This is a genomic window from Rossellomorea sp. RS05, assembly GCF_039822645.1.
Taxonomy (GTDB): Bacteria; Bacillota; Bacilli; order Bacillales; family Bacillaceae_B; genus Rossellomorea; species Rossellomorea marisflavi_B.
This window is the reverse complement of record NZ_JBDKWY010000007.1, coordinates 61,240-81,213: the sequence shown is the minus strand read 5'-3', so window position 1 is coordinate 81,213 and position 19,974 is coordinate 61,240. Positions and strand designations below refer to the sequence as shown.

Below are 19,974 nucleotides of genomic sequence, written 5' to 3'. Positions count from 1 at the left end.
CATGCGCTTTTTTTGCTTACAAGGCTAGATTCGTATTCCAGCTCACCTTTCTTAAAGGACTGTTGGGAGCTGTCAGAACCCTTGTCAGCGTGAACTGCTGACTTTTCATGAAGGTTACTGTGGTTTCTTCGTTTTCTTTATTGAATTCTGCTCCTGCCGAGTGGGAGATCAAGTAATCGCTCCAGTTAGGGAAGTCCTTCTGAGCCTTTCTACCGGCTTGAAGGGCGTACTCATCCGAATCGTCGAGTGAGATGAACCCCATGCGAAACGCATTTTGAGCAAACATCACACAGAATCCATAATCTGCACCTGCAATGCTACTGCTGTTCAACTTGTGCAGGTACCGGTTTACGACCTTGAACTGGTTCCGGGTCTTTTCGTCTTCGAGGGAAGAGACCCAATGCTCCCTGTCAGCGTCTGACATAAATAAAAGGATGTTCCTTATACGATTGAAATCCTTGCGCAATCCTTCCTCAAGAAACCAGGTCAGTGTGGCATGGGCCGACTCAGTATCCACGATCCCCCAATACTCGAGGATTTTTTTGGCCTGGGAGTATGGAAGTTTACGGGGTTTGTAATGGAGTATGCCATAGTAAGATTGATCTCCAGTATAGTTCAAGGAAGCCATTGTATCGATAAACCGCTGTTGGTCTTTATTCATGGAAATCTCTCCTTTCTAAGCCACCAATGACCGTCTGATGCGATTCCACTGCTTGAAGATCTGTATCAGAGCCAAGAGAAGGATCGCTGTCCAGATCAGGGTCCAGATAATGGTTGACGTAGGCTGTCTGTATTCAGAGCCCATGCTGAAAATGGTCACCAATGTAAACGCAACACGATTCATATGGATCTCTTCAGCCAAATTGCCGAGCTGATGCCAGCTTACGAATAAGAATATATAGGAAAAGATCAGCTTCCATCTGAATTGGTTCCATAAGAACACTTTGAATTTCTTGCCGGGGGAGTACATATATAATTCCGCTTTGATATCTTTCATGGAGGCATTGAACTTCCCAGGATCCTCCCGCATGATCCGGTGGATGTTCGCCAGGTACACAAGGACTTCAGAATCTCCAATAGGATTGATGTGCTTGACCTTTTTAAATACCCTGCGGGCTTCCACAAGCTTTTTCTGCTTGAATAAGACCTTCCCGTAAAGGTTCAAGAAGTCCGTGTTTTCCGGTTCCAACTCTATCAGATAAGCAAGGACGGCGGCGGATTCCTCATAGGCGCCACCTTCGTAGAGGGCACGCGTCGAGGATAGCTGGGCATCCAGGTCATCGGGATCGAGCTTCGTTACTTCCACGAGGTGAGGAAGAGCGTGCTTCACCCGTCCTTGGTGGAGATGAAGCTGCCCGAGGAGCTTATGGACATCGGGATGACGGTCAAAGAGTGAAAGCGCCGTTTTCGCGTGTGCTTCAGATGCTTCGAAGTCTCCTTTGAACCATTCATCGTAAGCAGACTCAAGGGCATGGAAGAAGGCCTCATGATCCATTTCCTCACCGATGGTCCAGTCATAGCGTAGAGCCGGAAAATAGCCGATGCGCCGCTCATAGAAGCGGTAGAAATGTTCGGCGTCCTCCTCATCAAGTGAATGGTTTCCTTCCTTCAGCATCTGCTGCCAGCCGAACTGATTTTCAAGGAGGAGCCAGATCCTCTTCGGAAGGAGACAGTGATGCCAGATGAAAAAGAACATTTCTTCGCTCACCCGCTGTTGAAGCTCCATATTCCATAGTACATCTTGATCAAGGAGATCCATCCAGCGCCCCTCATCGAGCCTTGCTTCAAAGTCGACGTACAGGGCCTCGACCTGATCAAGGAGCAAAGCAACGTCACTCAAAGGCTCATGAAGGGAGCCGATGTGATCGGGGAAGGGACTGGTGGCAGGGACATACTCTTCGTCTTCTGTGATTGCTTCTTCCGGGATGTCCATTTCCATTTCCGCTTCGTCCGTTGTCGCGAAGGCTGCTTCCTTTTCCGCGCGTTTTTGCTGTTTCACCATCTTGGTGATGCTGTCATAGGCTTCCCTCAGGTTCTGATACCCTTCAGGATCGTCTTCAGGGTGATGATTCTTTAACTGCCTGGAGTAGGCTTTCTTTATGACGGAGAGGTCATCCGTCGGTTCGATGCCGAGCATTTCCCACTGTGTCATAGATTATTCCAGCTTTCGAATTGGTCTAGTGCTTCTTTGAATTCAGCCGATGCGCGCTTGATGAGTTGATCATCCTGGGTTCCAAGGGACATTTCGAACTGTTCGATGGCTCTTGCAATCACACTTCGTTTGTCTCCGAGTGCCTCCTCATAGAGGCGTTCTCCGCGGGCGACCAGGAGTCTGTTCTCCGTCCGCTCACGGGGGTGGATCTTGATGGTGGCAAGCTGCTCCATCCGTTCCTGCATTTCCTTATCGGACAGGCCGCTGTCGCTTTGTGCGATGATCATATTCTTCTTTTCCCCGGTACTGAGGATGGTCACCTCCACCTCGAGAAGACCGTTCACATCATACGTATAGCGCACGTCTACTTCTTCCTTTCCGGCAGGTCCGGGTGGGATATCGACTTTCAGTGAGCCCAACTTCAAATTGTTCTCCACCATGCGGCTTTCCCCTTGATAGACTTCAAGGGTGATCGTCTTTTGCTGATCTGCGATCGGGGCCAATCGTTCCACACGGCTGACCGGAATCGGGGTGTTCCTCTCGATGATGGGGAAGAAATGACCGTCGGAATACTGATCGTAGCCGACCTGTTTGGAAATCGCCGTTCCGAGGGAAAACGGACATACATCTGTCAGGATCAGTTCCTGGACGGCTTCGTTCCGCTCTTTCAGGGCTACTTGCACGGCCGTACCGAGAGCGACAGCTTCATCGGGGTGGATGGTCAGGAACGGGAGCTTGCCAAACATCTTGCTCACGGTCGATTTGATGATCGGCATCCTGGTGGCTCCACCGATGAGGATGATGGCGTCAATCTCATCCACCATGAGGTCCGCATCGCGAAGGGCCCGTTCGATCGGTTTTCGGAGCTTCAGCATGAGGGGCTGGCAAAGCTTCTCGAATCGCTTCCGACCCACTTCCATTTCCCGCACCCGTCCGTTCGCCTTGAGGGTCATGGTACATGACTGACCATTCCCTGATAGTGCTTTCTTGCATTCCTCCGCCTGTTTAAAGAGGAGGGAGAGTTTCTGGGAATCGAGTTCTTCCGCCTTGAGACCTTCCGATTGCAGAAAGGCATTCATGAGGATGGACGTGAAGTCCTCTCCGCCTAGGAAGTTATCGCCGGCTACCGACTTCACTTCCATAACCCCTTCGAACAGCTCGAGGATCGAAACGTCAAAGGTCCCTCCCCCAAGGTCGAAGACGAGGAATTTCGTATCTTCCTCCTCCTTGTGGAACCCGTAGGCGATGGCAGCGGCCGTCGGTTCACTGATTAGGCGTTCTACCTTCAGCCCCGCCATTTCCGCTGCCTGTTTTGTTGCTTTTCTTTGTTTATCATTGAAATATGCCGGTACGCTGATGACGGCTTTGGAAACATCCTCACCAAGATGACTCTCCGCGTCCCGCTTCAGCGATTGGAGGACGAAGGAAGATAATTCAACAGGGGAAAGGGTGTACGACCCAAGCCTGTAAGTCTTTTGTGTACCCATATGGCGTTTGAATGCGGCCACGGTCTCTTGAGGGTGTGTGATCAGTCGCTCCTCCGCCACCTGGCCAACGAGTATTTCTCCTGATTCATCCACACTGATGATGGAAGGGGTCAAATGGCTCCCCAGTACGTTTGGAATAAGTGCGGGACCGTCCTCGGTCCAGTAGGATACCAGACTATTGGACGTGCCCAAGTCAATGCCGATCGTCGTCATAGTTCTCTCTCCTTTTTCAGTCAGATCAGTGCCGGTCACTGATCATTTTTTGATCGTCGGGATTGGCATACCCCTTAAATGGAAAAGATGGGACGTGTATACCACTAAATAGTTTACTAGAATAACAATTGTTATGGATGAATCATATGACCTTTGTTCGATTAGGACAAAAGAATTATTTTACAATTAATAACAGGGATTTATACCCTTAATGACCCAGGTGTAAACCATTGTTTTGGGAATTTTCAAAGAAATAAGACTGGTTCCTATTTCGCGATGAAGTGAATGCAAAACAATAAAAAGAGAAAGGGATATAGAACAACCAATTGACTTTATTTCCTTAATTGGATATAGTTGGGTTACTACTTGGTAATGCAAAGTAGTGATTATATGCCCAACTACCTTGCATTACAACATACGGAGGTCCGCAATGGTATACCACTGGATAAAATGGAGATGGAAAGTCAGGATGAAGGATCAGTATCGGAGCCGATTTCTCACACCCTATCTGAGTTGGAAATGGCTATTGGCATGGGGCATCATGAAGGCAGTACTACTCTATGCTACAAGTTATGTGACAATGGGGCAAGTGATCATTAATGGGAAGTTCGATATTGGTTCAAATGTGTTTTATGCGGTGATGGATCATCTTATAAAAGCGATGAGGGAAGATCCTCATCTCATCTGGTCAGTCCTTTTCTTCATTATCTTCCTGAATGCAATCGTGTCCGGCAAGTCGACTGCCAAAAAGCAAAAGCAGTCTCTTGACGGTGAATGGCTACAGGTGAATTTGAAGCTCACTTTATCCCGGGCCAGGACAATGGTCGAGTCAGAGTTGCTACTCTGGGAATCCAAGAAATTTTTAATGGTCTACATACCGATCATGGCTGCCGTTCAGAGTTATTTTCCGGCCCCAGTGATCACCATGGTGCTTGCATGGCTCTTCTACATATTATTCGGATTTCTTGCTGCGTCTTACTATGGACTGGCTCTCAGTCGTCAAGCCACTAAACCATCATTCTTCATAAGGATGACATGTCAGCTTGCCATGCGGATTGCCTTTTTGGTCTTATCCGTACAGTTTGCCAGGAAGCTTGTCCCGTGGGTGGAGCAATTCCCCCTTACATCAAAGACCGTCGAGAAAGAGACCTACTTTGGGTGGCTGGATACGGGTAGTGCCTCCATCGTTTCGATGACTTCGTCGATTTCGATGGTATTCAACTGGCGTTTTTGGCCACATAACCTGCTTGCCGAGCTGGCAACGGGAAATGGAGGGCTTCCCTTCCTCACTGGGTTGTTGGTGGCAGGAGTGCTTCTCTATCTTCCCACCCGGTATCATTCAGATACAAAAAGAAGCTGGTATCCGTTCACTTTTTATGAAAAATGGATATCATTCCTCCTGATATGGTCGGGAGGAAAAGGGCATCTCCAGTTCATGACCCGGAACGATCTTCGTTCAACTTTTTTCCTTTCAAGGTTTCCCATTATCTTGGGTCCGTTTTCCTTTTGGATCTTTATGGGCCTCATATGGGGGTTTCTTGACGGCATCGATTACGGGAGCAAGATGTTCCATATGGTTCTCTCTTTTTATACTTTTTATTTCGTTTATTTTTATACCCAAGCCAGCTTTTCAGCGCTAAATGGCATCCATGCCATGGATGGTGTAGGAAAGAGAGTCCAATCCCATCTGCATCCCGATCAAGGGATTTGGCCCATCCTGCGCTTAAGGCTCCATCTCTTCCTTGTGATGACGGTCCCGCTACTGGTTGTCGGTGATGTCATCATGATTACGTTGGTCAAACCCGGAGTCACAGAGTCTATCATTCTCTTTCTCTCACATTTATGCGCTTGTATGCTATTCAGCTTGATCATGTACCTGCCATCTGTTCTGACTCCTCACTTTCACTATCCTTCCCTCGAAGAGCTTGAGGACTATCCGGATCAGGAGAAGATCCGGAATATGGCTAACGGAGCAGTTGTCGGTGTCATGATCCCGATGGTGTTCATGCTACCATGCGCCTTTTATCTTACAGATAGTCTTTCTTACCGGTCGTATCTCTGGGTGATCGGACCGGGGCTCCTATTGCTTATGGTTCTGTTTATCTTCGTCTTGTTATTCGCTATGCATAGACGCCTAACACGCATGACCCACCTTGATCAATTGAACCTCTAGGAGGAATGGAAATGAACGAACGTATCCAGCTCAGGAATATGACAAAAACCATCGGGGACAAGGCCATCATACGCGATGTCGGATTCTCGGTCTCCAGGGGAGAAATCGTCGCTTTCCTTGGTCAGAATGGAGCAGGGAAAACAACGACCCTTAAAGTTGCCGCAGGGCTTTACAAAGCAGATAAAGGAGAAATTTCCATCGATGGTACATCCGTATTCATACCTGATGATCCGCTTCTGTATGAAGAGCTGACGGTCCGGGAATATGTACAGATGATGAAGGAGCTCCACCGGGTGAACGCACTCCCGGATCACATAGCTTTCCGGTTGCAAGAAGAACTAGATAAGAAGATCAAAGAGTTGTCCCTCGGTAATAAGAAGAAGGTGGCCCTGTACGCTGCCCTTATCCCGAAGCCGAATGTACTGCTCCTTGATGAGTTCATCTCCGGTATCGATCCTTTGAACATGAGGCTGGTTAAGGATCTTCTGAGGGTGTATGCCGCCGAGGGCAATGCCATCTTGTTATCCACGCATCAACTCAGTGTCGCCCAGGAATTCTGTGACTCCTGCGTCCTTATTCAAGATGGAAGGATTCTCGGTGAAAAGGTACCGCTTAAAACCATTTCTGAGACCCATTCTAGCTTGGAAGATTACTTTATCCATATGATGCAGGAGGAGGTCAATTCATGAAGAAGAAACACCTATTCTTATCAAGCCTTTTGTTCGTCTTGTTTGCCGTTATTCCCCTCGCTTTCTCACTCTTTCAAGGGAATATGAAGGATTCGGTCATCATCTCGCTCATTCTGATCGCGGTCCTGGGTGTGACATTGACCGATTACCTTAAAAATAATAGGGCTTGATAACAAATTGGCAAACAGATGGAGAAGGAGCCGCCATCTCAAGCTAAATCCGGTTAATGATCGAGTGACCGGATTTTCAGGCTTTTTCTGTGAATAAGGCTGCATATAGGTTTTAACTACCCAATTCATGTGGTATAACCTTTAAATAATGTAAATAATTTGAATTTAGGGTATGGGAGAAATGAGGGATACATATGAAAAAGCTGCTCTTGATCCTCGGCTTATCGGCTATCATCACGTCTGGATGTCAGACGTATGAAGAACGTGTCAAGGAGTATACAGAAAAAGAACTCAGCGAAAAGTACGGAGAAGAGTTTGAGATGACATCGATGAAAAAGGATTACGGCATGGGATCTACGCTGATCATCGTATTGATGGCGATTTTCGGTGATACCCGCCTTCTTGAATTCCAATCGAAGGAGGATGATTTCACTTTCACAGGTAGCATCGAGTCCAGGTTGAAGAACTTTGAAGATGAGTATATTCGTGATAAACACGAATACTTAAGTGAAAACGATCAAGAGTACAAAGGATGGATGACCGATCTGGAAGGTGAAGGAATTGATTATCTCGAGGTGGTCGAGGAGACGCATCTTGAAGATCGACTTGGTAGTGAGGAGCCGGTCATTACTTATCGTGCTTCAACCGATGTCGACGAGTTTAATGCAGATAAGGTGGTAAGCCTGTTGAATTCCATGAGAGAGAAAATGGCTCCGGTCCCAACTAAAGCCGTCCTCCAACTGGAAGAAGGACAAAACAAACACCTTTTCGGTCCTTTCGGATCAGGGGATGAAGCTTCGTTCTCCGAAGAGGTGAATAACTACTTTAAGTTCAAAGAAGACGAAAGTAAGTTGGATTTAAATGAAGAGTTATATGAACTGGTTAAATCCTTATCGTATCAATATAAACCGAGGCTGGTTATGGCGAAGGCGGAACATGTAGATTTTCTGGAAGAGTCAGGAAGTGTCAATCCCTATTATTACATAGAAATGGCAACGGATTCTCCATCAGCAGCCCTTCCCGTCATTCAATACCTACAGGAGAATGGGTATGGGGCATATCCGATTTCGTCCACAAACATGTTTAACTTGGAAGAAGCACCACCATGCACTGTTGAAGATGTGAAAGCCCGTGAAGATTTCGATCGATGTTTTCCACCTGAAGAGGAATGAATGATCACAAAAGGCCTGTATGAACCTCCCCAAAAAAGTAAATTCTAAATAATACGGGGAGGTGAATGATATGGCACAAGATGTACTATGCGAAGTCAGTAACTGCCGCTACAATAAAGAAGGCAAACGCTGTTCGGCTGATCAGATCTTTGTGGTGAGTCACAGAGGAAATGAAGCCCATGACAGCAAGGAAACCGACTGTAAGACGTTCGAACCGGGTATGTAATGACCGAAAGCAAGGCAACCATGGGGTTGTCTTGTTTTTTAGTATTGATAATTATTCTCAATCTTATTCGTCTTCAAAAAATAAATCCGCCCGTCTTTTTAAGACGATGCGGATTTTTGTTTGTACCAATCATAGAATTCACCGGCTTCTTCCCTGGACACCCCGTAAAGCTCGCTGACGTGGGTGGGATCGGCCCTGTTGGTGAAGGAAAGAGTGGCAATCCCGAATCGGCGCTGTAGCCATGAGTGGGTGACGGTTGCCTGTTGGATCCTCCGTTTATGGGTTACAAAGGTTTCTGTTGTGAGGGCGCCGCTCCGGATCTGGATCAGGTCCCCGTGACGGATGTAGCTGGTAAAGGCGTAGTCGAATACCCTCAGAATGACAGCCAATATAAAGAGTATGGCCGATATCCATAGGAAGGCCGGTTTGAAAATGAGGAAGCCTGCAATGGACAGGACGGTCACATAATAGGGCCTGAGAAGCTTAGCCCAAAGGACCTGTCGTGGAAAGCGACCCATTTGTTCTTGGATCTCATAGTGGGGAAGCATGTCCTGGATGATCCGATAAGCTTCATGCTTCGGGAGGAATGGATAGAGTGAACTTGTTTCCTCGCTTTCAAGCTCAGATGATCCGGCGCTGATCAGCTTCACCGATGCCAGCCCCAGAAGACGCTTCAGGAGCGATTGTTCTACCACGACGGCCTGTACGTTCCGCTTCGGGATAGAGAAGTGGGTCACGTTTGCCACTCCTTTTTCGATGTAGATCTTGTCATGATCGTCGCTAATCGTGAACTTCCCGTATTTCAAATAGACCCTGACATAGCCGATGACCGATGAAATGAGAAGGGCAATGACAAAAAGAATGATCAGCATCCACCAGTGGAGGACCAGGTAATCCCAAGCTCCTTCCGCCCCGTCTTCTAGATTGAAGAACACGGCAAGGTTCGAATAAGCGGCACTTAGGAGCGGGAAGATCGCAAGAAAGCTCAAGGATGTAAAGGAGGCCCGTATCAGGTCTTTTTTCTTTGACTGGAAGCGCACTGTGCGCACGGCTTCAGCCTCAAAGATTTCATCCCCTTCCTCGCGTCCGGTCTCGCGCTGCTGCAATCCGATCAGGGAAAGGATCCGTTCTTTTTCTTCTTGGGTGATTACGGGAAACTCTATCTCCCCGTGATCACCGGAAGTCCCGGTCTCAAGTTTCAACGATGTGAGACCGAACCATTTGTGGACAAATGTCGTGTTGGAGGTCTGGTTATGAACGCGGTCCAGTCCTGCTGTCCTCTTTGTTTTCACCCATACCCCTTCATGAAGAACAATCGTCCTCTCGGTCACTTCGTAGCCGTGAAATCTCCATTTTAAGAAGATATTCACGATGGCCAAGACCGACCAGGCAATGAGGATGTATCTTCCCCATACTACCCACCCAGAAGTGGATTGGGCTTTCAGGACGAATAAGAAGAAGTAGATGAAGAACACGCCCTTTACAAAAGACACAAGCTCCACAACAAGAAAGGCAGGGTGGAACCGCTGGAAACCGCTCATATGGCTTCCTCCTCCTCATCCCGGACTTTCGCGTAGGTGGCGATGACGGCCTTCAGCCGCTCTGCTTCAGCCTGCGGGATGGCAGGGATCGTATGATTTGATGTGGTGGTCCCCACCTCTAAATCGTACAGCCCATATTTGCGTAAGAAAGGTCCCTGCTCCGTTCGTACATATTCGACTTTCTCCATGGGAATGACCACATGCTTCGTATTCCACTTCCCGTTCTTGAGCTGGATGAACTCTTCATCGATCCGGTAGCGCCAATGGCGCTGGACGAAAACTGGTTCCAGGAGAATGGAGTACAGGGCGGATAGGATCAGGAGTCCTCCCAAAATGTACAGGACAGGACTCACCCATCCATACCAGTGGAAATAATCCGTGCAGTACAGTAGCACTGCAATGATGATCAGTGCAATAGCATGCCCGATGGTATTGGTCAGCCGCCACATCTGGACGGCATCTTTTGATATCGTTTCGGTTGGTTCTTCAATATGTATGTACATTCCGTCTTTCACCTCTCCTGTTATACGGATAGATGGAATGAATGGTTTCAGGTTCATCCCATAATAATATTTCACATAAAAGGTTTAACTTTCCTTTAGAAGTGATATTTAACATGTAGTTCAAACTATTGAAGACTAAATGCTCAAGCATCGGCCCACTGATAAAAAAGAATCAGTTTCATTACGAAATAAAGTAAATGTAAGGATGTAGTCAGAAAGCCTTGCATTCTTATCAAGCATGCCCGGTGTAAGAAACAGTGGAAGGTAATCTCCTTCCAATCAACGGAATTTTTGAGACTAATAACCTAGGTGGAAGACATCCAAAAATAAACAAATGCTATCATAACAGTATTTTACCAATCATGCTATAGTTGAAAAGATTGGAATTTTTAGTGGTTGTGTCCCTGATGATCCAGGGATAAGCCATGATGACGCCAAAGCACCCTGGCCAAAGGGGAAATTGGCAGAAGCGAATCTTTAATTAATTGATTGCTGTCTCGCGTTCATGGATGAAGCGGAAGAAGCCATTGATTTCTTAAATAACCAAAACAATCTTGAGAGGATGGATCAGCGTGAAAAAATTAATCATCATGCTCGTGGCTTTATCATTCATCGTGATGGGCTGCAGCCAGAGCACGTCTTCTGACGAAAAGTCGGAGAAAAAAGAAAGCACTCAAACAGAGAAGAAGGAAGACAGCAAAAAAGAAGAAGCTACTAAAGACGAAAGCAAGGAAGAAACCGATAAAGAGGATACAGCAAAGAAAGAAGAGCCGAAAAAAGACCTCTCCGATGCTGAGAAACAGGAAGCCCTCATTACGTATATCAACGATGATGTACGGAAAATTGCCGATTATGAAACCGAGGCTGTTGTAGCTCTTCAAGGTGTATCAGGAGAGAACTATACAAACGATGAAGATATGTACGAAGTCTTGACCAAAGAGGTTATCCCGACTTATGAAAAAGCAGTGGACACGGCTGAAAACATTGAAAGCCCGTTTGATGAACTTGAGCCTATGACGGCTAAATTGAAAGATATTGTGGCCACTTACCATGAGGCCCTCATGCTCCAGAAAGAAGGGATCGAAAAGCAGGACGTTTCCTTGATTGAAGATTCCAATGCGAAGGCGCAGGAATACCTTCTGGCAGCACAGGAATATCATATGGCCATGAGCGATTTGGCAAAAAAATATGATGTGGATTACCAACCTGACAATCAACAGTTTTCTAACTGATTGTGACGCAGAAGCCCCTTCCCCAGGCGGAAGGGGCTTTTTTGCTCTTTGGATGACGAGGTGACAATGATGAAACGAGCGATTGCGATGATGGTGGCTGTTTGTCTCATGTCCTTTTTTCCTTATCAGTTAGGGCTGCCTTTTCCAAGCTCTTATCTTCCGGTCTTCTTTTTCATTAACGGGCTATGTGCTCTGTGGTCTGTTTATAATCAACTCGTGGTGATCGCTTTCTATGAATATCGGATTCATGACTATAAAGATACCTTTTTTCAAACAGTCCTGAAATTTGTCCTATGGCCGGGCATGATCCTGAATCACCACGTCCAGCTCGTGCTCTGTCGGCTTCCGTTTGTCGTCAATTAAGCATTGGGCATCTTATATGCATTGGTGTTGTTCATACTCAGTATGTTGGTATCATTCGTATTTGAAGGGTGAAGGAGGGGATGAGATGAAAAAGCTGACGCTCAGTGCATCAGACTTTGCATCGTTATTGAAAGAAGGAGGATACGGGCGACAATGGAAAAATGTAAAAAAGCAATACGGATTGAACGAGCTCCCTCCGGCATTAGGAAGTGATTTTTCTGATCGGGTCATATCATGTATCGGAAAAAGCAGCATGTCTATCTTTTATCATGCGGAAGAACGGAGGGGCATGGCTCTTCATGCTTCATCGGGGAAAGAGGCACTTGTGGAATGGGTTGAAGGTGATCAATACACCTTCTGGTTCCAACCTTACCATGAGGGTATGGAGGAGCTGTTCAAGGATTTCTTTGCCCTGCAGGAGGAACGGGAAGCTGTGCAGGTGGAGGAAGTGAAAATCCAGAAGTGGCTGATCTATGAGGATTCATTCGAAGAAGATGAATGGAATGAGCTTTTGGAAGAAGAAGGGGTTTCTGAAGAAGAACGAAAAACCGTGAGAGAGTTCAAGGAAAAAGGATACGGGGCCCCGAATGTGATGACAACCATCTTTCCGGATAGGCTGACTTCTTACCGGGAGGAAGCATTTATTGCAGGGGAAGGGTACGTATGGCTTCTTGACCCTGAGACGGTAGAGGACTCTTTCTTCCTGGGATTGAAGAAGATCGGGGTTGCAGAGTATGTGGAGCGGCTGGTCCTTCAGGCAAAAGAAGTCCTATCACCGCATACAGCGGAAGTGAAAAAGTTCTCGATTAAGCGCGGGATGATGTTCCAATTGAAGGGGCAGATACCGCTGCTTGTAGTGGTGGCCATCCTATGTATGAATATGCAGGTATGGGAAGCGGATGGCTGGCTAGAAATCGCAGTCATGGTGATTTTTTATGGATTTTTCCTGGGGTATCCTGCCTGTCTTAGACCCCGAAGATTGTTCTATATATAAACGAGAAAGAGGCAGGGACAACCTGTTTTAGTCATAGTAAAACCCGAAAACATTTGCATGCGATACGGCAAATGTTTTCGGGTTTTTAATTTGTTTCATGACAGGGAGTCCCTGATGACTTTCTGGTAATAGAGGACGGACAGGATGCCAAACATGGAATAAAGAACGGCATACACACCCATGACGATCAAGGTCGGAGCCCAAAAGTCATTCCCGAAGAAGAACCAGCCCGACTTGACGGCAAAGTAGCTGTGAAGGAGCCCGATCATGAGGGGGATTCCAAAATTGAACAGCTGTTTGAATTGAATCCCTCGGAGAAGATCTCCACGGGTATAGCCAAGCTTGCGCAGGATCGTGTAATTTGGTTTCTCATCTTCGCTTTCATCCATCTGCTTAAAGTAGAGGATACAGCCTGATGTGACAAGGAAGGCAAGTCCAAGGAACGCAACACAGAACATGGCGATCCCCATGTTGGACCGTTGTTGTTCTTTGCTGTTGAGTTGAGAGATGGACTGGGTGGTTTCCTGATTAAACGTTTGATTGAATAGCTTATTGGCATCTTTCAACTGGGACGTTTCTTTCACATCCAACCCTAGATATAGACTGGTTTCCTTTTGAATGGAATGATCCAGATCGTTTTTTAGCTGGGTGAATACCGTATCATCAACGATTCCAATGGGGAAACCTCCCCCTGTGAACTTCCAGGAAACATAGAAATCATCCTCCATGCTCAGGTAGTCCTCTTGGACCTTTGTCTGCTTCCCTTTATAGAGGATCGTGCCCGAATCCTTCATAGGAATAAAGCGGCTGAGCATATCACTGTAGCCCGTCAGGATCGTTTCGCCAGGAGAGAGATTCACTCCCTTCACGTCCTTATCGCTGATCACAGCCATCTGGGTATTACGGGTATCCATCTGGAACCCTTCGTTTTCTTTCTGCTTCATGATGGCAGACAAATCAGCGTTTACCTGGATGACCTCGATCTTCGTGACATCGTACGGAATTTCTTTCTGCTTCAGCGCCTCCTCAAAGATCTTCAGTTTGTTTTCATCTTGAAGGGCAAAGTGGTTCGGCGTCTGGCTGATCGCGGTTTTATCGGCTGAATAATACGAGATATACGTCAGCGATAAGAGACCGATGGCAAGGGCCGATACCGTGGTGATGACGGTAAGGAGCAGGGAGTTGGACTTCATACGGAACATGATCGATGAGAGGGACAGCACCTGATTGATGCTGAGGTAGCCTCCTTGCTGTTTCCTGATCACGTTAAAGATGAAGCTGACAGACCCTTTATAAAAGAAATAGGTTCCAATGATGACAGACCCAAGGATGAACGCCATGGCCATGAATAATTCGGTCATGGAGGTGAAGTCGCCTCCGAAGAGCCTGGTAGATACATAGTAACCCGCCGCTATAAGTCCGATTCCACAAAGCCCCATGAAGACTTCCCAAATCGACATGCCCTTCATTGAATTCTCCGTTGATGACTTCACGTTGAATAAGGCCAGGATCGATTGTTTTTTGATAAAGAAGGCATTCATCATCATTATGAGAAGATAGATGCCGATGAATACAATGATCGTCTGGAGAAGTGCGTCTCCGGAGAAGCGGAGCTCTGCAGTTGAAGACACCCCGGTCACCTTGAAAAGGACCATCAGGATCAACTTTGAGAAGGAGAATCCGGCAAAGATCCCGATCACCATCGAACCGAAGTAAAGGATGGCGTTTTCTACGGTCAACAGCTTGAAGATCCGGTTCTTAGTCATCCCGATGAGCTGGAACAGCCCGATTTCCTTGCTCCTTCTCTTGATGAAAATGGTATTCGCATAAAGCAGAAAGACTGCCACGATGATCACCAGAAGATAGGATGAAACCTTGATGGCGGCTGCGCCCTTCACGTCCCCCTTTGTTTGATCGAGTGCCGGGTCGAACTGCAGCGTCACGAAGGCAAAATACAGGGCGACACCGAATACAAGGGCAAATACATAGAGATAGTAGTTCTTGATGTTCTTCTTCAGATTCTTCAGGATCAGCGAATTAACGTTCATGCTGTACCCCGCTCAGGAGGCCCTGGGTCTTCATGATATCCTGGAAGAAGGCTTGTCGCTCCTGGAGGCCCTTATTCAACTGGGTATAGATCTGCCCGTCTTTGATGAAAATCACCCGGCTGCAGTAGCTTGCCGCCACTGGATCGTGGGTGACCATTACGATGGTTGACTTCAGCTTTTCGTTCAGGTCGCTCAGCTTGTTCAAAAGATCGGATGCCGATTTGGAATCCAGGGCTCCTGTCGGTTCATCGGCGAAGATGATGCTCGGGTCATGGATGAAGGCCCGTGCGGCCGACGTGCGCTGTTTTTGCCCGCCTGAAATCTGATTCGGATACTTGTTCTTTAATTCGTTGATCCCAAGCTGTGAGGCGAGAGCAGAGAATTTTTGATCGGCCACCTTTCTTGGTGTCTTGGTGATGGAGAGGGGAAGCATGATGTTTTCCTTTACGGTCAAGGTATCGAGAAGGTTATAGTCCTGGAAGATGAAGCCCAAATGATTCTTGCGGAACTCGGCCAGCTGCTTCTCTTTCATACGGGTCATTTCGTTGCCTTCGATCTTAATGGATCCTTCTGTTACGTTATCGATGGAGGACAGTACGTTCAACAGTGTCGTCTTACCTGAACCCGATGCCCCCATTATGCTGACGAACTCACCTTTTTCAATCGTGAGATCGATCCCCTTCAAAACCTCTTGTTTATTGAATTTGTTCCCATAGCTTTTATGCAATTTGACGGCTTCCAGTATGCTCATTAGTCAAAACTCCTTTGCGTTGGTTGATAATTTCATTATAGGAAGCATGGAGTTCCGTTTCCTTTCATTCAGCGAACAAAATAGAAAAGCATGTGACAATGTTGTCACATGCCCATCACATGGTGAATCTCATTGCGATCCGGGAAGATCAGGGTAAAGGTCGATCCTTCACCTGGAGTGGAGTCGACTTCAATTTTGATCAGGAGGGAATCGGTGATGACCTTCGTCAAGTAGAGCCCCATGCCGGTGGAGGCAGAATGGTTATGGTGGACCGTCGATGTGAACCCTTTATCGAAGATCCGAGGCAGATCTTGAGGCTCAATTCCTCTGCCCTTGTCCCTGATAGACAAGGACATTTGATCGCCGGCAGTGCCAGTGATCTCGATGTCTGTTGCTTCACTGTATTTGACGGCGTTGGTGAGGAGTTGCCTGAATACGAACGAAAGCCATTTGGAGTCGCTTAGCACTTCGGTGGAGGCAAGGTCGATATCGAAACCGATCCCTTTCTGTATGCACCAAGACTGCAACGTCTTAATTTCTTGATAGAGGAGGTCTTCTACATCAATCTTCTCAATATAAAGGTCATTCTCCATGATATCCATGCGCTTCTGATGGAGTTGCTGGTCAAGCAGCAGATGAATCCTCAACCACTCATATTTCAAAGGGGCCTTGAGAGCATCGTTCTCCATGCGTTCCATGATGAGATGCATCGCTGTAAGAGGCGTCTTGACCTCATGGATCCAGGCGAGAAGGTCATCCTTTTCCTGATCGAGACGCCTCCTGTTTTCCGACGCGGCCTCTTTCAGGCTTTGACCCTGCTCAGTGAGGATGGTGTAGAGGATATGCTCAAAAGGAGAGTCCGGTTCCGGGACCCCGCTGATCGTGAAATTCCGGCTCCATTCCTCCAATCCCTTATAAAAACGGGTCTCCCTCTGATAGCGGAAGAAAAGGAACCCGAGGAAGAAAAGAGAGGACAGGAAGGAAACATAGAGAACGGAGGCTACCGGTATGTCTGCATCGAGAAAGGCGATCCCGAGATAGAAAAACTGGAGGAAGATGAACATGAGGATCCAGCTTTTCCTCTCCCACAGGAATGCCCTGATCATGAAAGCTCTCCTTCCACGGCCATATATCCCTGCCCCACCTTTGTCAGGATGTTTTGCCCCAGGCCGATCTCATCCAGGCGTTTCCGCAGGCGGTTCACATTCACCGTCAGGGTATTGTCACTGATGAATCGCTTATCGTCCCACAGCTTGTTGATCAGCTCATCCCGGGTGACGATCCGGTTTTTATGCTCGATCAGGAGCTTCAGGATGAACATTTCATTTTTCGTCAGCTCGATTTCCCCTTCATCGTTGTCCACGGTATTCCGCTCATAATCGACCTTTGCCCCGCACCAGGTCTTCAGATTGACCACCTCGGCATTATAGTTGTAGACCCTCCTGAGCGTTGCCTGCACCTTTGCCACCAGTACATCAAAGTGGAAAGGCTTCTGGATGAAGTCATCGGCCCCTAGCTGCATCGACATCACCATATCCATCGGATGGTCCCGTGAAGACAGGAAGAGGATCGGTACATTGGAGTGGGAACGGATCATCCGGCACCAGTGGAAACCATCGAACTTCGGCAGCTGGATATCAATGATCACCAAGTCCGGCTGAACCGCTGCGAATTCCTCCATCACCAGACTGAAATCCTTCACACCGTGGACTTCATACGACCATTGAGTCAATCGGTCACGGATCTCATTGAATAAACTTGTATCATCTTCGATCAAAAGCAATGTAAACAATTAAACCACCACAATACTGTTTTTTAAAAATTTTACCGAATAATGAAAGGTTTTACCAGATATATCAGCCATTTTATATAGGAATCCTAGAGTATGGAAAGGAGTGAAAAGCCTGTGAAGAATTTGGTCCCCCATCCTTTGAACCAAAAAGTTTAACAATTTCTGAAAATTGCGGTTTATAAAAGTAAATATCAGGATATATAGTAAGTACTTGTAACCGTTAGGGGCTGAGTGTGGCATCATTTCCCGACGTCCAAACCGGTGTCTGTCGATATCTGTCGTTTCGACGGGTCTGAAAGACCTAATCGACAAAGCATGACATTACATTATTCCTAAGGAAACAGAGATTTTAATAGTTATAAAGTTTCCTTTTCTGAGTAAAATCTGTGTTTTTATGTAAGATTGTAATACTATGTTAGATGAAGTTGTCAGTAAAAGGAATCTATTCTTTGTTATGGGTATTCAGACTTTATATAGATGATTACCAACTAAAAACGTTATAAGGGAGAGGAAATTACATGTCAGGAAGAATTCGCGTAACCCCAGCAGAATTGGATGGTATGTCAGGCCGTTATTCAAACGAAAAAGGTAAACTAGAAAGCCAAATCGGCGATCTTGATGGAATGATCCGTGAACTTGAATCAATGTGGGAAGGTGAATCAAGCCGTGCCTTCAGTGATCAATATGAGCGACTTCGCCCGTCCTTCGTTGAAATGCAGGAATTGCTAGGAGATATCTCACTGCAACTCAGAAATACTGCAAGAGCCATAGAAGATGCAGACAATCAAATCGCCAGCCAAATTCGTGGATAATCATTTCCGACGACATTTCAATCAAGGAGCGCTTAACGTGTTGAGGCGCTCCTTCTTTATGAGGTGAATGAACGATGTACATAGAAATCACCGTCGATCTCAATCGATATCAGAAGGGGAAGGTCCTTGACCTTCGTCTCTCCAATTACCATACGGTCAAGAAGCTCATCGACCTCGTATGGCAGTCCCAAAAGCTCACCTCGGAACCAAGGGAAGGGTACTGGATCAGGATTTCCAATAAGGACCTGGTCATTTCAGGAAACGCCCGCCTGAATGAAGCCGGGATTCTCTCGGGTGACCGGGTTGAAATTTTATAAAGGAGATCAATGACCATGGCCGAAACGAAACGGACGTACCTAGAAGAAAAGCTTGATATTGTTGTGAACCGGACTGACGACGTCATCACGTTCGTGTTTCAAAATGAAAAAATCAAACTGGATCATGTCAGAGAAATCATGTTTCTTAAAGACCTGGATCCGACCATTCAAAAAGAAATCAGGATGGAAAATGATGAACTTAGCATTTCCCACACCATCCCTGCCTCATATATTGCCTCTGACAAGCTGAATATCGGTGAGAAGGAAAGGCTGATAACGGCACTCCAACTTGTCCATAGGGTGCAGCAGCACCGACTCTCAAGGATTCATTTAGTAGTAAGCCCGGGGAATATTGTTTTCGACCAGGGATTGAGCCCTCACTTCCTGCATTACGGAGTAAAAGAAAGCCTGCCTCCATATGAAAAGGACGGAGACACCCTGTTCAAGGAAACGAAGGCAATGGCTGCCTTCATCTCAGAGCCGAAACTATCATTCGATGACTATATCAAATTCAGTGAAACGATCAAACTTTCCGAAGTGACACGGGCCATCATGGAAACCGCCACCTTCGAAGAACTGGAAGACGTGCTGAATAAGAGTATCCTGGATGCGAAGGAAGTGGCTGCTTCCTACATGTCCATCAGTAAAAAGAAGTGGAAGACCAACCGTTATATCCTGCTGGGTGTATCCATACTATTGGTTCCAGCCATCATCTATTCAATCTATTCATTCTTCTTCATCAACCCGAAGCAGGAGAGCATTGTTTCCGCTCAGGAAAATTTCTTACTGAACAAGTACAGTGATGTTGTCACGGAATTGGAGCCTTATGAGATTGATGATATTCCAAAGGTGGCCCAGTACCAGCTGGCCCTCTCCTATATTGTGAATGAATCCCTGTCAGAGGATCAGAAGGAGAATGTCAGGAATACGATCTCCCTCCAGTCCGATCCCATGTACTACGAGTACTGGATCAACATAGGGCGCGGAAAGGCGAAGGAAGCCCTTGATACAGCCCGTTTCCTCGAAGATAGGGATTTGATCCTGTTTGGCCTGCTTAAGTATCGTGAACAGGTAAAATCCGATAGCGAACTGGATAGTGAAGAAAGACAACAAAAGCTGAACGATATTGAAAGTGAAATCAATGAGTATGAGGAAGAAATGAAGAAGCTTGAGGAAGAAAAAGCGGCTGAAGAAGAGCAGGCGAAGGAAGCTGAGGCTGCTCCTCAGGAAGAACAGGATGCCGGACAGCAAGAAAAAGAGGCACCTAAAGCGGATAATCAGAAAAAAGAAGACCAGAAAAAAGATCAGCAGAAGAAAGATGATAAAAAAACAGACTGAG

General features: G+C 46.7%; 20 protein-coding genes. 11 read left to right on the top strand and 9 right to left on the bottom strand.

Features of this window, described 5'->3' with window-relative positions; all coding sequences use genetic code 11:
• Window positions 1–16: 16 nt before the first annotated feature.
• Genes ABJ225_RS16700 through ABJ225_RS16690 form a run of 3 tightly spaced genes read right to left on the bottom strand, consistent with a single transcriptional unit; the run spans window position 17 to window position 3,852 of the window.
• A complete protein-coding gene (locus tag ABJ225_RS16700) occupies window positions 17–661 on the bottom strand; it encodes a DUF1266 domain-containing protein (RefSeq protein WP_347321136.1) in 645 nt (214 codons plus the stop codon).
• A gap of 15 nt (window positions 662–676) precedes the next feature.
• On the bottom strand, window positions 677–2,152 hold the full coding sequence (locus ABJ225_RS16695; RefSeq protein WP_347321135.1) for a J domain-containing protein: 1,476 nt from the start codon (window positions 2,150–2,152) through the stop codon (window positions 677–679).
• Window positions 2,149–3,852 (bottom strand): molecular chaperone HscC, encoded by a 1,704-nt coding sequence (locus ABJ225_RS16690; RefSeq protein ID WP_347321134.1) that lies wholly within the window; start codon window positions 3,850–3,852, stop codon window positions 2,149–2,151. Before ABJ225_RS16690 ends, ABJ225_RS16695 begins: the two co-directional genes overlap by 4 nt.
• Before the next feature lie 469 nt (window positions 3,853–4,321).
• Between ABJ225_RS16690 and ABJ225_RS16685 the strand changes: the two genes are divergently transcribed.
• The 5 genes from ABJ225_RS16685 to ABJ225_RS16665 all read left to right on the top strand — a co-directional run bounded on the left by ABJ225_RS16685 (window position 4,322) and on the right by ABJ225_RS16665 (window position 8,282).
• A complete protein-coding gene (locus tag ABJ225_RS16685) occupies window positions 4,322–6,025 on the top strand; it encodes a hypothetical protein (RefSeq protein WP_347321133.1) in 1,704 nt (567 codons plus the stop codon).
• 11 nt (window positions 6,026–6,036) lie between these two features.
• Complete coding sequence (locus ABJ225_RS16680) at window positions 6,037–6,714, top strand: ABC transporter ATP-binding protein (RefSeq protein ID WP_347321132.1); 678 nt, start codon at window positions 6,037–6,039, stop codon at window positions 6,712–6,714.
• Window positions 6,711–6,884, top strand: coding sequence for a hypothetical protein (locus ABJ225_RS16675; RefSeq protein WP_218246740.1), 174 nt, complete (start codon window positions 6,711–6,713; stop codon window positions 6,882–6,884). The genes ABJ225_RS16680 and ABJ225_RS16675 overlap by 4 nt, the downstream gene beginning before the upstream one ends.
• Window positions 6,885–7,078: 194 nt before the next feature.
• A complete protein-coding gene (locus ABJ225_RS16670) occupies window positions 7,079–8,056 on the top strand; it encodes a hypothetical protein (protein WP_347321131.1) in 978 nt (325 codons plus the stop codon).
• A 70-nt stretch (window positions 8,057–8,126) separates the two neighbouring features.
• Window positions 8,127–8,282, top strand: coding sequence for a DUF1540 domain-containing protein (locus tag ABJ225_RS16665; protein WP_079514148.1), 156 nt, complete (start codon window positions 8,127–8,129; stop codon window positions 8,280–8,282).
• A 98-nt stretch (window positions 8,283–8,380) separates the two neighbouring features.
• On the opposite strand, the gene ABJ225_RS16660 is transcribed toward ABJ225_RS16665, so the two are convergent.
• Both ABJ225_RS16660 and ABJ225_RS16655 read right to left on the bottom strand, forming a co-directional pair.
• Window positions 8,381–9,823 (bottom strand): PH domain-containing protein, encoded by a 1,443-nt coding sequence (locus ABJ225_RS16660; protein WP_347321130.1) that lies wholly within the window; start codon window positions 9,821–9,823, stop codon window positions 8,381–8,383.
• Entirely contained in the window at window positions 9,820–10,326 is a 507-nt protein-coding gene (locus tag ABJ225_RS16655; protein ID WP_347321129.1) for a PH domain-containing protein, read from the bottom strand. The genes ABJ225_RS16660 and ABJ225_RS16655 overlap by 4 nt, the downstream gene beginning before the upstream one ends.
• A 572-nt stretch (window positions 10,327–10,898) precedes the next feature.
• Here ABJ225_RS16655 and ABJ225_RS16650 point away from each other — a divergent pair.
• From ABJ225_RS16650 to ABJ225_RS16640, 3 genes are all read left to right on the top strand, one after another.
• Window positions 10,899–11,558: a hypothetical protein gene (locus ABJ225_RS16650; protein ID WP_347321128.1), complete on the top strand. Its 660-nt coding sequence runs from the start codon at window positions 10,899–10,901 to the stop codon at window positions 11,556–11,558.
• Window positions 11,559–11,627: 69 nt separating this feature from the next.
• Window positions 11,628–11,921: a hypothetical protein gene (locus ABJ225_RS16645; protein ID WP_347321127.1), complete on the top strand. Its 294-nt coding sequence runs from the start codon at window positions 11,628–11,630 to the stop codon at window positions 11,919–11,921.
• An 85-nt stretch (window positions 11,922–12,006) separates the two neighbouring features.
• Complete coding sequence (locus tag ABJ225_RS16640; protein WP_347321126.1) at window positions 12,007–12,915, top strand: hypothetical protein; 909 nt, start codon at window positions 12,007–12,009, stop codon at window positions 12,913–12,915.
• Window positions 12,916–13,010: 95 nt separating this feature from the next.
• Here ABJ225_RS16640 and ABJ225_RS16635 read toward each other — a convergent pair whose 3' ends face one another.
• The 4 genes from ABJ225_RS16635 to ABJ225_RS16620 all read right to left on the bottom strand — a co-directional run bounded on the left by ABJ225_RS16635 (window position 13,011) and on the right by ABJ225_RS16620 (window position 17,506).
• Window positions 13,011–14,963, bottom strand: a complete 1,953-nt coding sequence (locus ABJ225_RS16635; RefSeq protein ID WP_347321125.1) for an ABC transporter permease — start codon at window positions 14,961–14,963, stop codon at window positions 13,011–13,013.
• Window positions 14,953–15,714, bottom strand: coding sequence for an ABC transporter ATP-binding protein (locus tag ABJ225_RS16630; protein ID WP_218246732.1), 762 nt, complete (start codon window positions 15,712–15,714; stop codon window positions 14,953–14,955). Before ABJ225_RS16630 ends, ABJ225_RS16635 begins: the two co-directional genes overlap by 11 nt.
• 104 nt (window positions 15,715–15,818) lie before the next feature.
• Window positions 15,819–16,820, bottom strand: a complete 1,002-nt coding sequence (locus ABJ225_RS16625; RefSeq protein ID WP_218246731.1) for a sensor histidine kinase — start codon at window positions 16,818–16,820, stop codon at window positions 15,819–15,821.
• Entirely contained in the window at window positions 16,817–17,506 is a 690-nt protein-coding gene (locus ABJ225_RS16620) for a response regulator transcription factor (protein ID WP_290031793.1), read from the bottom strand. The genes ABJ225_RS16625 and ABJ225_RS16620 overlap by 4 nt, the downstream gene beginning before the upstream one ends.
• A gap of 518 nt (window positions 17,507–18,024) precedes the next feature.
• On the opposite strand from ABJ225_RS16620, the gene ABJ225_RS16615 reads away from it, so the two are divergent.
• The 3 genes from ABJ225_RS16615 to essB all read left to right on the top strand — a co-directional run bounded on the left by ABJ225_RS16615 (window position 18,025) and on the right by essB (window position 19,973).
• Window positions 18,025–18,318 (top strand): WXG100 family type VII secretion target, encoded by a 294-nt coding sequence (locus ABJ225_RS16615; RefSeq protein ID WP_048012098.1) that lies wholly within the window; start codon window positions 18,025–18,027, stop codon window positions 18,316–18,318.
• A 74-nt stretch (window positions 18,319–18,392) separates the two neighbouring features.
• Window positions 18,393–18,635: an ESX secretion system protein YukD gene (gene yukD, locus ABJ225_RS16610; protein ID WP_053429740.1), complete on the top strand. Its 243-nt coding sequence runs from the start codon at window positions 18,393–18,395 to the stop codon at window positions 18,633–18,635.
• Window positions 18,636–18,650: 15 nt separating this feature from the next.
• Window positions 18,651–19,973 (top strand): type VII secretion protein EssB, encoded by a 1,323-nt coding sequence (gene essB, locus ABJ225_RS16605; protein WP_218246729.1) that lies wholly within the window; start codon window positions 18,651–18,653, stop codon window positions 19,971–19,973.
• Window position 19,974: the final 1 nt, after the last annotated feature.

What these genes read in the sequence shown, in the direction of transcription:
- ABJ225_RS16690 (WP_347321134.1), bottom strand. Translation starts at nt 3,852, where the DNA reads ATGACGACGATCGGCATTGACTTGGGCACGTCCAATAGTCTGGTATCC.
- ABJ225_RS16645 (WP_347321127.1), top strand. Translation starts at nt 11,628, where the DNA reads ATGAAACGAGCGATTGCGATGATGGTGGCTGTTTGTCTCATGTCCTTT.
- ABJ225_RS16640 (WP_347321126.1), top strand. Translation starts at nt 12,007, where the DNA reads ATGAAAAAGCTGACGCTCAGTGCATCAGACTTTGCATCGTTATTGAAA.
- ABJ225_RS16665 (WP_079514148.1), top strand. Translation starts at nt 8,127, where the DNA reads ATGGCACAAGATGTACTATGCGAAGTCAGTAACTGCCGCTACAATAAA.
- ABJ225_RS16685 (WP_347321133.1), top strand. Translation starts at nt 4,322, where the DNA reads ATGAAGGATCAGTATCGGAGCCGATTTCTCACACCCTATCTGAGTTGG.
- ABJ225_RS16660 (WP_347321130.1), bottom strand. Translation starts at nt 9,823, where the DNA reads ATGAGCGGTTTCCAGCGGTTCCACCCTGCCTTTCTTGTTGTGGAGCTT.
- ABJ225_RS16695 (WP_347321135.1), bottom strand. Translation starts at nt 2,152, where the DNA reads ATGACACAGTGGGAAATGCTCGGCATCGAACCGACGGATGACCTCTCC.
- essB (WP_218246729.1), top strand. Translation starts at nt 18,651, where the DNA reads ATGGCCGAAACGAAACGGACGTACCTAGAAGAAAAGCTTGATATTGTT.
- ABJ225_RS16635 (WP_347321125.1), bottom strand. Translation starts at nt 14,963, where the DNA reads ATGAACGTTAATTCGCTGATCCTGAAGAATCTGAAGAAGAACATCAAG.
- ABJ225_RS16700 (WP_347321136.1), bottom strand. Translation starts at nt 661, where the DNA reads ATGAATAAAGACCAACAGCGGTTTATCGATACAATGGCTTCCTTGAAC.
- ABJ225_RS16615 (WP_048012098.1), top strand. Translation starts at nt 18,025, where the DNA reads ATGTCAGGAAGAATTCGCGTAACCCCAGCAGAATTGGATGGTATGTCA.
- yukD (WP_053429740.1), top strand. Translation starts at nt 18,393, where the DNA reads ATGTACATAGAAATCACCGTCGATCTCAATCGATATCAGAAGGGGAAG.
- ABJ225_RS16655 (WP_347321129.1), bottom strand. Translation starts at nt 10,326, where the DNA reads ATGTACATACATATTGAAGAACCAACCGAAACGATATCAAAAGATGCC.
- ABJ225_RS16630 (WP_218246732.1), bottom strand. Translation starts at nt 15,714, where the DNA reads ATGAGCATACTGGAAGCCGTCAAATTGCATAAAAGCTATGGGAACAAA.
- ABJ225_RS16675 (WP_218246740.1), top strand. Translation starts at nt 6,711, where the DNA reads ATGAAGAAGAAACACCTATTCTTATCAAGCCTTTTGTTCGTCTTGTTT.
- ABJ225_RS16625 (WP_218246731.1), bottom strand. Translation starts at nt 16,820, where the DNA reads ATGATCAGGGCATTCCTGTGGGAGAGGAAAAGCTGGATCCTCATGTTC.
- ABJ225_RS16670 (WP_347321131.1), top strand. Translation starts at nt 7,079, where the DNA reads ATGAAAAAGCTGCTCTTGATCCTCGGCTTATCGGCTATCATCACGTCT.
- ABJ225_RS16680 (WP_347321132.1), top strand. Translation starts at nt 6,037, where the DNA reads ATGAACGAACGTATCCAGCTCAGGAATATGACAAAAACCATCGGGGAC.